Below are 11,934 nucleotides of genomic sequence, written 5' to 3' on the forward strand. Positions count from 1 at the left end.
TCCGGGTTACCTATGCGTTGGATTAGATTTGGGTAGGTAGTATTTTTTTACTTTGAAGGGCTTGATTGTTGCCGTATCAAAGGCGAGGTTGCGTGGCTGAATAGGGGCCGGCGGCTGTTTTTGTGTTTGCTGCTCAATGGCCCATGCAAGGTGTTCGTCAACGAGGGCATTGATGCCTTTTTTTTGCTCAAGTAAGTTAATTTTGTTTGGTTCTGCTTGGCTGTTGCCCAATGCGATAGCGAGGTTTCTCACCCAGCTAGGGTAGCCTATTCGACGTATAGGAGAGCCTTCAAAGCGTTGGTTGAACTGTGTTTCATTCCAGTCTAATAATTCAATTAGGCTGATGTTGTCTAGTTGATGTCGGGGTTTGAAGTCGGGTTGTTGATTGGGTTGACTGAATCGATTCCACGGGCAAACCAACTGACAGTCATCGCAACCATAAATTCGATTACCGATGGCCTGTCTAAACGCAATAGGAATCGGGCCTTTATTTTCAATTGTTAAGTAAGAAATGCAACGTCGTGCATCGACGATGCCGTCAGCGACAATCGCTTGTGTTGGGCATTCCTCAATGCAGGCGCGACAAGGCCCGCAGCCTTGTTTTTCAAATGCACTATCTTGTTCTAGTTTAAGATTTGTATAAATCTCTGCCAGAAAAAACCATGAGCCTGCTCTGGGGTGAATGATTAAACTATTCTTGCCAATAAAGCCGAGTCCCGCTTGCTCAGCGAGTGGGCGTTCTAAGACCGGTGCGCTGTCGACAAACGCACGGCACGTGGCCTCGGGCACTTCACGTTGAATTGAATGGATGAGGTGTTTTAGGTTTTGACGTATCACCTTGTGGTAATCACGTCCGAGTGCATACCTTGAAATATAGGCTTTCTCGTTCGTATGAAGCGGCTCAAGGGGGGAGTGTGCTGTCGGCTCTAGGTAGTTCATTCGAAGGCTAATCACGCTGTGTGTGCCAGGGATTAGCTCATTAGGCCGTGTACGTTTGGTGCCGTGCGCTTGCATATAGTGCATTTCACCGTGAAACTCTTGACTGAGCCAGTTAAAATAACCGGCTTCATAAGCACTGAGATCGGTGTGTGTGATGCCGCAGTCGGCAAAACCCAATGTGTGAGCCCATTGCTTAATTTTTTGACTGAGCAAATTTTTGGAATAAGGAGAAGGTAAATGTGTCATGAACAGCATTTTAGCAAATCTTGGTGCTTGCTAGATGAAGATGCAACTATTTTATTTGGGAAAAGGTTTGCGCAAGCTGTTCAAACCCTCGCTTTATTTCAGCCAGGCCTGGTTGTTTATTTGCAAGGTAATTTAGGGATGGGGAAGACCTGTTTGTCGCGTGCGTTTATTCAAACATTTTTGCCAAATCAGCGTGTAAAAAGCCCAACCTATACCTTAATTGAGGCTTATCCTGCTCAGGGTGTGACCATTTATCACCTGGATTTATATCGTTTAGCTGAACCGGAAGAGTTGGCCTATCTAGGGGTACGTGATCTCTTGTCTGCGCCGCATCTTTTATTGGTTGAGTGGCCAAATAAGGCTCAAGGTTTTTTGCCATCGGCCGATATTTTATTATGTATCGAACCGAGTGGCTCGGGAAGGGTGTTGACATTGACGGCTTTATCGGCGCATGCCAAAACATTGGGGTCGGTGCTGTCCACGTGTTGTGCAGAGGTGGATGGCGCGCGTCATTCTGAAACAAATCTAGCTTAGAAAGTTTCTAGAATGTTTTTGCAAGTTGTTGTGATTGAATAAAATTTTCTTGCAAACAGGGCTGGTAATGTTCTACAATTGAATCAAAAGCCGCTTGTAACGGCCCGGGGTTTGACAGGCTCCTGGGTATGTGTATACACAGCGTCATAAACTCACTTATAAAAAGTGGAACAGGCTATGAGTCCCGTATTTTCATTTGTTCACTATTTTCGCATTCTATCCGTGGCCTTGCTCTTGTTGGTCGGTCAGTATGCATTGGCTTCTAATGCGGAGTTGTCAAGCATTCGCTTAGGGCAAACACCCGATCAAACGCGCATTGTTTTTGAAATTAAAAATAATGATCGTTTTGAAGTGCAGCGCTTGTCTAACCCTGAGCGATTAGTGGTAGATTTTTATAATGCACGAAACACTGTATCGTTTAGAAATCAGTTTTTTCAAGATCCCCGTCTTGCGGGTATTCGGCTGTCAACGGATCAGCATCGAACCCGCGTCGTGTTGGATTTGCGCGCGGCTTATCAATACCGTTATTTTACCTTGGCTAAAAATGGCCATAGGCCAGAGCGTTTAGTGATTGATTTAACACAGCCGATGTTAGCACAAGCCCAGCCAGGTCAAGCGCCAGTGCAAGGGGCGCGTACTGCACAGGCGGCCGAATCGGCACCGAAGTCACAGCGCTCTGTTGTTGTGACGGCACGCGCGGAGCCTGTGGCGCCAGCTGCGCCAGCTCCTGCTTCCTCACCCGCACCGGTTAGGGAGTTGGTGCAAGCTAAAGCGTCTGCGCCCGCGTCCGTGATGCCGACCAAGTCAGTAAAAAATAAAACAACCGAGTCGATGTTGGATGCAAACCGCGATTTTATCGCCGATAAGTCTTTTATTATTGCGATTGACCCTGGACACGGTGGGCGTGATGTCGGTGCCATTGGCCCAACAGGTGTATATGAAAAAGACGTGGTATTGGCTTTATCGAAAAGATTAAAGCAAGAAATCGATGCGCAGCCCAATATGCGTGCGATCTTGACGCGTGACACGGATGTGTATTTAAATTTGCAAGAACGTATTGCGATCGCAAGGCGTCATAATGCTGATATTTTTATTTCAGTGCATGCGGATGCCTACTCTAGCAGTTCACCAAGAGGCGGCTCTATTTATGTGTTATCTAACCGAGGCGCGAGTAGTGTCATGGCACGAAAATTGGCGCAACGTGAAAACGCGGCGTTGGGTGTAGTGCAACTTGCTGGGCGCGATGTCGATGTGGCAACGGTGTTAACAGATTTAACGCGTGAAGCGAACTTGCGTGCGAGTCGAAAGCTTGGTTCGACAGTGTTAGCGCAGATGGAGTCTAATAATTTGACATTGCATAAAACCACGGTGCAATCGGCGGAGTTTGCTGTTTTGCGCTCAATTGATATGCCCTCGATGTTAGTAGAGGCCGCGTTTATCTCTAACCCTTATGAGGAAAAACGCTTGCAAGATCCGGTGTTTCATCAAACCTTTGCGCAGAGTGTTACACAAGGGTTAGCTACATTTATTGAGCGAACCGGTCATGCACCACGTTGGGGTGAGACCTTGTATGTCAATGTCGATGTGCGCCGCGGCGACACGCTGTCGGATATTGCACAGTCTTATGGTGTGTCAATGCGAGAGTTAATGCGGCTCAATAATATGACCAATCCTAATCAGTTGCACGTTGGTAGACAGTTGCGCGTGCCGGTGACTGAGAAAATGATGGTGCAGTATGAAAAAATATACAAGGTCAAGCCAGGTGATACCTTATCGGCGATTGCGCTAGAGAATAAGGTCTCCGTGAAGGCATTAATGGAGGCGAATAATCTTCGCAATCCTAATCAGTTGTATGTTGGACGTGAGTTGAAGATACCGGTTAAACAGAGTTTGCTAACGGTTGCTGCGCGCTAATCAATGGGATTAGGTTCACCAAAAGCAACATGCTTTGATAAAATAGCGCCTCTTTTACTTTAACTAGCTGGGTTCTATGTCTTTAAATTCTGTATTACCAACGCGCCCTATTCAACGTTTATCCGAAGCGCTAGCTAACCAAATTGCGGCAGGTGAAGTGGTCGAACGGCCTGTGTCTGTTGTTAAGGAGTTGTTGGAAAATGCCTTGGACTCCGGTGCAACAGAGATTTTAATTGCGGTTGAGGAGGGCGGCGAAAAGTCTATCCAGGTAACCGATAACGGCAAGGGCATTGCAGCCGATCAAATGTTGCTTGCTGTTAGCCGGCATGCAACCAGTAAGATCACTTGTTATCAAGAGTTGAGTGCGGTGGCAAGCTTAGGCTTTCGTGGCGAAGCCTTGGCCAGTATTAGCTCGGTTTCACGTTTTGAATTAATCAGTCGTCAAGATGTGAGTGCGAATGCTTGGCGCATTAAGTCTGATAGTGGTGAGCGCTGGTCAGCCTTAGAACCTGTTGCGGGTAAACTCGGTACACGCGTCAAAGTCGACGATCTCTTTTTTAACACACCAGCACGTAAAAAGTTTTTGCGTGCGCCGCGCACCGAGTTTAATCATATTGATGAGCTGGTTAGGCGTGCGATGTTGAGTCGAATGGAAGTTGCTATACAGTTGGTGCATAATCATAAAACGGTGCGTCAGGTTGAGGCGGCGGTCACCCGTGAGGCGCAGATAAAAAGACTGGGGCGATTGCTGGGTGATGATTTTGTTACACAGAGTATGCATGTTGAGTTTGAGGCGCAAGATGTAAAGCTGGAAGGCTGGTTAGCGTTACCGACGTTTAATCGCTCGCAAAACGATATGCAATATATCTTTGTGAATGGGCGGATTGTACGAGATCGCTTATTATTCCATGCTTTAAAGCAAGCCTATGCCGATGTGCTCTATAATGGACGCCATCCCGCCTATGTGCTGTTTTTGAGTTTACCCTTTGAGAAGGTGGATGTGAACGTACATCCTGCAAAATATGAAGTGCGCTTTGCGGATAGTCGCTTTGTGTATGACTTTATTCGTCGTTCGGTGCGCGATGTGGTCGCGCGCCCAATTACACAAGCCGATGCCATGCGTGAAAGCCCGGCATCGGTGTTTGAACGGCCGGATCAACATAGGCAGGGTAAGTCGGTTTCGACCTCGTTTCTGGCGCCGCATAAGCCATCACCGCGTGAGTCTCAGGCATTTTTTGCCTTTCAGCAGCCCGTTGAACTACCCTTGTCCGATGTGCCAAGCATTAATGAGCCTTTGTTGCAGGCGTATGCGGATGGCTCGGATACGCGCTTAGCGTCAACATCAAATGCTATTCCGCCATTAGGTTTTGCAAAGATGCAACTGCATGGTGTGTATATTCTGGCTGAAAATGAGCAGGGCTTGGTGTTGGTTGATATGCATGCCGCACATGAGCGTATCGTGTATGAGCGTATGAAAACACAATGGCAAAATCAGCGTTTGATTGCGCAACCTTTGTTGGTGCCAATTAGTTTAACACTTGACCTCGCCGATATGCGCGCCTGGGAAACGCATCAGGCCTGGTTGGAAAAGCTCGGGTTTGAGCTGGAAGCACTTGGCCCACAGCAGTTAAAAGTCAGCGCTGTGCCTACCTTATTGGCTAAGGCCGATATTGCACAATTAATTAAAGACGTATTGGCAGATTGGCGACAGCATCAAGACAGTGAGCGGATTGAATCACAGATCAACGCGCGGCTTTCAACAATGGCATGTCATGGTGCTGTGCGCGCTCATCGTCAACTAAGTTTGGCTGAGATGAATCAACTATTACGTGATATGGAGCAAACGCCTGCTTCGTCGCAATGTAATCATGGTCGACCGACCTGGGTCGGCTTGTCGATGAAGCAGTTAGATAGCTTATTCATGCGAGGGCAATAAAGTGGATTTTTCTCAGTGGGTCAAGGATAAAAAGGTGTTGGCTATTATGGGGCCAACAGCGAGTGGTAAAACGGGTTTGGCGTTGGCATTGGCGCAACGTTATCCCCTAGAAATAATCAGTGTCGATTCGGCGCTGATTTATCGAGGAATGGATATCGGCACGGCGAAGCCGAGTGAGCAAGAGTTAGTGCAAGTGCCGCACCATTTGATCGATATCCTTGATCCGGATCAACGTTACTCGGCCGCTGATTTTGTGGCTGATTGTAAAGCGTTGGTCGCACAGATTCATCAGCGCGGGCGTTTGCCTGTCTTGGTGGGTGGGACGATGATGTACTTTCACGCTTTGCAACAGGGGCTGGCGGATTTGCCTTCAGCCGATGATGCGCTTCGGGCGAGGTTGATGTTGGATTATCAGCGGGATTCACAAGCGATGCATGATCGCCTTGCATGCGTTGATCCGCAATCGGCGCAGCGTATTCATGCAAATGACCCACAGCGTTTGATTCGAGCATTGGAGATCTATCACCTGACCGGTGAGCCGCTGTCTGTCCTGCAAGCTAGGCAGGTTAAAGCGGGCTGGGATGTGAAGCTTTGTAAGCTGGCATTGATTCCGCAGGACCGTCAGCGTTTGCATCAGCGAATCGCTCAGCGCCTTGAGCAGATGTTTGCGCAGGACTTTATTAATGAGGTCGCGTTGTTGTACAGCCAGCCTGGTTTGCATGCCGACTTGCCTTCTATTCGTTGCGTTGGTTACCGTCAAGTGTGGGACTATTTAAGGGGTGAGTATGATCAGCGCACGGCCTTCGAGAAGTCACTGGTTGCTACGCGTCAATTAGCTAAACGTCAGTTGACCTGGTTAAGAAAAGAGCAAGATGTCGTGGTCATTGACCCGTTTGTATTGTCACAAGCCCAGCAACTCGCAACAATCGAATCCCTGTTAAACCTAGGGGAGTAGAAAAAATATTAAACATCAAAATCATGGCTATGTTATGCTTTTGACTTCGTGGGCTTTGCCCCACCATCTTTCGCTATAAAATACCATTAGAATAATAAGGAAAGTAAAATGGAAAAAGCCAAACCAGCAAAGGCGCTGCCAATTCAAGACCCCTATTTAAACGCCCTGCGCAAAGAGCGTATTAATGTATCCATCTATTTAGTAAATGGTGTTAAGCTACAAGGTCGTGTGGACTCATTTGATCAATTTGTTGTGCTTTTACGCAGCAACGTCACGCAAATGGTTTACAAGCATGCTATTTCAACAATCGTGCCGATGCGTGATCCAAAAGCATTTGAATTTGGCGCGTCTGACACAGAAAAAGACAGTGATTAAATTTTAGGCGTATTGAATTCATGGAATTATTTGGTCGTATCGAGCGTAAAGCGCTTGACCGTGCGGTATTGGTACACGTTGATTTTGAAAGTGAAGATAATCGTGAAGATTTAGCGGAGTTTTATGAATTAGTCGATTCAGCGGGTGCAGAAATTGGTGAACTGATTACGACTAAACGCAGTAGTCCTGATGCCAAGTACTTTGTCGGCAGTGGTAAGGCACAGGATATTGCCGATGCTGTTAAGTTGCACCAAGCGGATGTGGTGATTGTTAATCACGCACTGACGCCGGCACAAGAGCGCAACCTTGAGCGTCTGGCCCAGTGTCGTGTGATTGACCGAGTAGGTTTAATTCTCGATATCTTTGCTCAGCGTGCGCGTTCGCACGAGGGCAAGTTACAGGTTGAACTTGCCCAGTTGCGTCACATGTCAACACGACTCGTTCGCGGCTGGACCCATCTTGAGCGTCAAAAGGGCGGGATTGGTATGCGTGGACCGGGCGAAACCCAACTCGAGTCCGATCGTCGCTTACTTCAAGAGCGTATCAAGCAATTGCTTAAACGTATTGATAAAGTACGCCAGCAACGTGCGCTAGGGCGCAGAAGTCGAAAAAAATCGGATGTGCCAACGGTCACGATTGTAGGTTACACTAACGCGGGTAAGTCCACGCTATTTAATCAAATGACAACAGCGGAGGTGTATGCCGAAGACCGGTTGTTCGCCACTCTAGATGCGACTCTGCGCAGTGTACATTTGCCTGGCGCGGGCAAGGTCATATTGGCTGATACCGTTGGATTTATTCGCCATATTCCACATGATTTAGTTGTCGCCTTCCGTTCAACGCTTGAAGAAACCAGTGAAGCGCAATTATTGATTCATCTCGTAGATGCGAGTGATCCCTTGCGTGAAGAGAAGATGTTTGAAGTGCAAAAGGTTATCGAAGAAGTCGGGGCGCAAGATGTGCCGCAACTTTTGGTGTTCAACAAAATTGACTGCCTGGATCCTGCAATTGAATCTAAAGTCGATTTTGATGATCAAGGTATACCACAACGCGTTTGGTTGTCTGCGAAGTTAAACCAGGGTATTGATGAGTTAAAAGATGCGATGGCCTCTTTTTTTAAGGGTCAGTTTGTTAAGGCAAGCGTTGGGCTACCCTCAAGTGCAGGGCAGCAGCGTGCGCAGCTTTATGCGTTAGGTAAAGTCGATGAAGAAACCTTTGATGAGCAAGGACACATGCTTGTAAAAATGACATTAACACGGCAACAGTGGGAGCAGGTGAAAGCCTGGCCTGAGTTGATCAGTATTGAATCCTTATAGCGGACTAACTGCACAATTAATCTGCAGTTAGAGCAGTACAACGCTATAAAATTAATTAATAGGGATGACAATTAAAGTCTAACACCCTAAAATAGTTCGACCTTATTATTTGGAGATAAATATGGCTTGGAATGAACCGGGAAAACCTGGACAAGACCCATGGGGAAATGGCTCTGGTGGGAATTCTGGACGCAACGATGGACCAAGCGAGCCGAGAGGCCCAAGAGGACCAAAGAAACGCAAGGATCAAGATTTAGACGAGTTGTTGCAAAAAGCGCAGCAAATGTTTGGCGGTGCGGGCAATAAATTTAGTGGTGGGATTGGCAACAAGGGCATAGGCGCAATATTTTTGATTGTGCTAGTGGTTTGGTTGTTATCCGGTATTTATATTGTGGATACCGCTGAGCGTGGTGTCGTGACCCGCTTTGGGGGTTATGTGCAAGAAACGGGCCCAGGGCCACATTGGCATATACCTTATCCGATTGAATCCGTACAAAAAGTTAATGTGGATCGGATTCGTACCGCTGAAATTGGTTATCGTTCCGATGCACAAAATCGTTCAGGCAGTGTGCTAGCCGAATCGTTGATGTTGACGCGTGACGAGAATATTGTTGATATCCGTATTGCGGTTCAATATCGAGTTAGCTCAGCGGCAGAGTATTTGTTTAATGTGCGCGACCCGGATGCCACCTTAAGAATGGCATCAGAAAGTGCGATTCGTGAGATTGTCGGTAAAAACACAATGGATTATGTGTTAACCCAGGGGCGTAACGAAGTGGTTGCCATGGTGCGTGAGCTTACACAGAAAAATCTTGATTCCTATCAGGCGGGTTTGTTTATTACCACCGTGAACCTGCAGGATGCTCAGCCACCTGAGCAGGTACAGTCTGCATTTGCCGATGTGGTCAAGGCGCGTGAGGATAGAGAGCGTTTAATCAATGAAGCCGAAGCCTACTCTAACCGTATTTTGCCGGAAGCCCGTGGTCAAGCCGCACGTATTGTAGAAGAAGCGCGCGCTTATCGTGATCAAGTGGTTGCCCAAGCACAAGGTCAAGCTAGCCGTTTTACCAGTGTGGTGACCGAGTATCAAAAAGCACCTGAAATCATGCGTGAACGCTTGTATCTTGAGGCGATGACCAATGTGCTTTCGAATACCAGTAAAGTTTTAATGGGGGCTGAAAATTCAAACAATCTGATGTACTTACCTTTGGATAAGATGATGGGTGGGGCACAAGCCAATGTACCGTTCAATGCTAATCTGGGTCAAACACCGGCACCATCGGCGACAGGGTCAAGAGTGAATAGTGGTGCTTCAACATCCAGAGTGGCACCGGCAGACGGGTCACAACCACAAACTAACATTCGCGACTTCTTAAGCAATAGGGAGATACGTTAATATGAAAGCGTTTATAGGAATATTTGTAGCCGCCGTGCTGTTTATCGGCACAAACTCATTGTTTGTAGTGAAAGAGGCTGAAACAGGGGTGGTGTTTCGTTTAGGGGAAATTGTAAAGTCAGATTTACAACCAGGCCTGCATTTAAAAACACCGTTTATCAACAATGTCAGAATGTTTGATCAACGTATTCAAACGATGGATGCGACGCCAGAAAGATACCTAACCGGTGAGCTGAAAAACCTTGAAGTCGATTCGTATGTAAAATGGCGCGTACAAAACGCCGAACGTTTCTATACATCGATGGGGGGGGATTACAATCTAGCCAACCAACGTTTATCGCAAATCATCAAAGATGGCTTACGTTCACAGTTCGGTAGTCGTACCGTTGAGGATGTTATTTCAGGTGATCGTGTAGAAGTGGCACAGATTATAACTCGTCAAGCTGGGCGCGAAGCGGCGCAGTTTGGTATTGAAATTGTGGATGTGCGTTTGAAGCGAATTGACCTTCCACGTGATATCAGTGAATCGGTTTATCGTCGTATGGAAGCAGAGCGTCAACGTGTTGCTTCTGATTTACGCTCATTAGGCGGGGAAGCAGCAGAGCGTATCCGTGCCGATGCGGATAGACAGCGTACCGTCACGATTGCAAATGCTTTCCGTGAAGCAGAAGAAACGCGCGGTCAGGGCGATGCTCAAGCCGCCAGCATCTTCGCTGAAGCTTATAATGTAGATAAAGAGTTCTTTTCTTTTTATCAAAGTTTAAATGCTTATCAGCAATCGTTTTCAAGTAAGTCTGATATGATTATCCTTGATCCAAACACAGACTTCTTTAAACACTTTAATCCAACGCGTTAATTGGGTTTTGAATCAAAGGTGGGGCAACCCACCTTTTTTATGGTAAATTTGGAAAAGATAAACACGATTGGAAACGGTACTGATTACAGCGATTGCATTGGTCTTTATTTTTGAAGGCCTTTTGCCGTTTTTATTTCCTAAATTTTGGCAAAGGATCATGTCACAAGCCAGCCAACTCCCAGAAAATCATTTACGATTAACCGGATTAGCGAGCTTGATGATAGGTCTGATTATCCTATGGCTTTGGGCTTAGTCCCAAGGCTCTTTGACAAAAAGATGAGTGTAATGCAACAAGACATATGGTTTACACCTGAAGGTATTGAAGACCTTCTTCCTGAGCAAGCTGAAAAGCTTGAATTTTATCGCCAAGGCTTACTCAATGCACTTAAGCTATCAGGCTATCAGCAAGTATTGCCGCCGATTGCTGAGTTTACTGATTCGTTATTAACCGGTACCGGTCGTAAGTTAGCGTTAGATACCTGTCGTTTTACCGATTATGAAACTGGGCGAATGATGGGCGTGCGTGCCGACATGACGCCTCAGGTAGCGCGGATTGTCAGTAATCGCATTAAACCAACCGGTATTTTGCGTCTATGCTATGTCGGCGAGGTCTTAAAGTCGCGTAACAATAAGGCAAAAGGTTCGCGAAGCCCCATACAGTTAGGGGCCGAGTTATTTGGTCACAGCGGTGTTGAGAGTGACATTGAAATTATCGACATGATGCTCAATTGCGCACGACTGATGAATCTCCCTAACTTGCAAATGAGCTTAGGCCATGTAGGAATTGTTCAGCAATTGATGACATTGGCGAGTTTATCAGACGCTGAACAGCTTGAATTGGTTGATATTCTCAAACGCAAAGCCTTGCCAGAGTATCAGTCTTGGTTAGAGGGTCAAGGGGATAAGCTTGGTCAATTCTTAAATGCGTTTCAAGTACTGCCTGAATTGTGTGGATCTGCTGAGCAAGTCATTACCAAGGCCAAGCCACTGTTTAGTGGGCTTAATAGCGAGCTTGAACAGGCGCTAACCAACCTGGAAACCCTGACGGCTTATTTAATGACCACGCAGCAGATTGAACCGCATTTAGATTTAAGTGATCTGCGTGGTTTTCAATACCATACCGGAGTTATTTTTGCTTGCTATACCGTAACAGATACGGCTGTGATCATTGCAAAAGGCGGCCGTTATGATCAGGTCTGTGCGGCTTTTGGAGAAGCGCATCCTGCAACGGGTTTTAGCATTGATTTGCGTAGTTTATTAGATCATTTGTCGCTCTCTGGTGTCGCATTGCGTCGTGTTTTTGCACCAATGAACCAAGACGCGGCACTCTATGAAACAATAAACAAACTAAGAGTAGAAGGTTTGCAAGTGGTGCGTTTTTACGAGGGTGAAACGTTACCAGCTAATGCAGCGGTTTTAATCGAACAAAACGGCTGTTGGACAGTTAAAACTCACTAAGTCAAAGAA

General features: G+C 46.7%; 11 protein-coding genes. 10 read left to right on the plus strand and 1 reads right to left on the minus strand.

The genetic code is table 11. The features are described 5' to 3' along the window. Positions 1–6: 6 nt before the first annotated feature. Positions 7–1,194: a tRNA epoxyqueuosine(34) reductase QueG gene (gene queG / locus NA59_RS05155; protein ID WP_052501474.1), complete on the minus strand. Its 1,188-nt coding sequence runs from the start codon at positions 1,192–1,194 to the stop codon at positions 7–9. On the opposite strand from queG, the gene tsaE reads away from it, so the two are divergent. The 10 genes from tsaE to NA59_RS05205 all read left to right on the plus strand — a co-directional run bounded on the left by tsaE (position 1,177) and on the right by NA59_RS05205 (position 11,925). Beyond that, the gene (tsaE, locus tag NA59_RS05160; protein ID WP_044409037.1) at positions 1,177–1,719 is read left to right on the plus strand and encodes a tRNA (adenosine(37)-N6)-threonylcarbamoyltransferase complex ATPase subunit type 1 TsaE; all 543 of its coding nucleotides are present in this window, start codon (positions 1,177–1,179) and stop codon (positions 1,717–1,719) included. The genes queG and tsaE overlap by 18 nt on opposite strands. A gap of 177 nt (positions 1,720–1,896) precedes the next feature. Further along, positions 1,897–3,633: an N-acetylmuramoyl-L-alanine amidase gene (locus tag NA59_RS05165; protein WP_044409040.1), complete on the plus strand. Its 1,737-nt coding sequence runs from the start codon at positions 1,897–1,899 to the stop codon at positions 3,631–3,633. Positions 3,634–3,709: 76 nt separating this feature from the next. Continuing rightward, positions 3,710–5,569 carry a DNA mismatch repair endonuclease MutL gene (gene mutL / locus NA59_RS05170; RefSeq protein WP_044409043.1) on the plus strand — a complete coding sequence of 620 codons (1,860 nt, stop codon included), beginning with the start codon at positions 3,710–3,712 and terminating at the stop codon, positions 5,567–5,569. Between the two features lie 34 nt (positions 5,570–5,603). Beyond that, the gene (miaA, locus tag NA59_RS05175) at positions 5,604–6,524 is read left to right on the plus strand and encodes a tRNA (adenosine(37)-N6)-dimethylallyltransferase MiaA (protein ID WP_269763832.1); all 921 of its coding nucleotides are present in this window, start codon (positions 5,604–5,606) and stop codon (positions 6,522–6,524) included. Positions 6,525–6,632: 108 nt separating this feature from the next. After that, positions 6,633–6,899: an RNA chaperone Hfq gene (gene hfq / locus NA59_RS05180; RefSeq protein ID WP_044409046.1), complete on the plus strand. Its 267-nt coding sequence runs from the start codon at positions 6,633–6,635 to the stop codon at positions 6,897–6,899. A gap of 20 nt (positions 6,900–6,919) precedes the next feature. Further along, positions 6,920–8,215: a ribosome rescue GTPase HflX gene (hflX, locus tag NA59_RS05185; RefSeq protein ID WP_044409049.1), complete on the plus strand. Its 1,296-nt coding sequence runs from the start codon at positions 6,920–6,922 to the stop codon at positions 8,213–8,215. 121 nt (positions 8,216–8,336) lie between these two features. After that, on the plus strand, positions 8,337–9,611 hold the full coding sequence (gene hflK / locus NA59_RS05190) for an FtsH protease activity modulator HflK (RefSeq protein ID WP_044409052.1): 1,275 nt from the start codon (positions 8,337–8,339) through the stop codon (positions 9,609–9,611). A 1-nt stretch (position 9,612) separates the two neighbouring features. Beyond that, positions 9,613–10,467, plus strand: a complete 855-nt coding sequence (hflC, locus tag NA59_RS05195; RefSeq protein WP_044409055.1) for a protease modulator HflC — start codon at positions 9,613–9,615, stop codon at positions 10,465–10,467. 67 nt (positions 10,468–10,534) lie between these two features. Beyond that, the gene (locus NA59_RS05200) at positions 10,535–10,720 is read left to right on the plus strand and encodes a DUF2065 domain-containing protein (protein ID WP_044409058.1); all 186 of its coding nucleotides are present in this window, start codon (positions 10,535–10,537) and stop codon (positions 10,718–10,720) included. A gap of 32 nt (positions 10,721–10,752) precedes the next feature. Next, on the plus strand, positions 10,753–11,925 hold the full coding sequence (locus tag NA59_RS05205) for an ATP phosphoribosyltransferase regulatory subunit (protein ID WP_044409061.1): 1,173 nt from the start codon (positions 10,753–10,755) through the stop codon (positions 11,923–11,925). The last annotated feature ends 9 nt before the right edge of the window (positions 11,926–11,934 follow it).

It is taken from the genome of Thiomicrospira microaerophila (assembly GCF_000934765.1).
Classification (GTDB): Bacteria; Pseudomonadota; Gammaproteobacteria; order Thiomicrospirales; family Thiomicrospiraceae; genus Thiomicrospira; species Thiomicrospira microaerophila.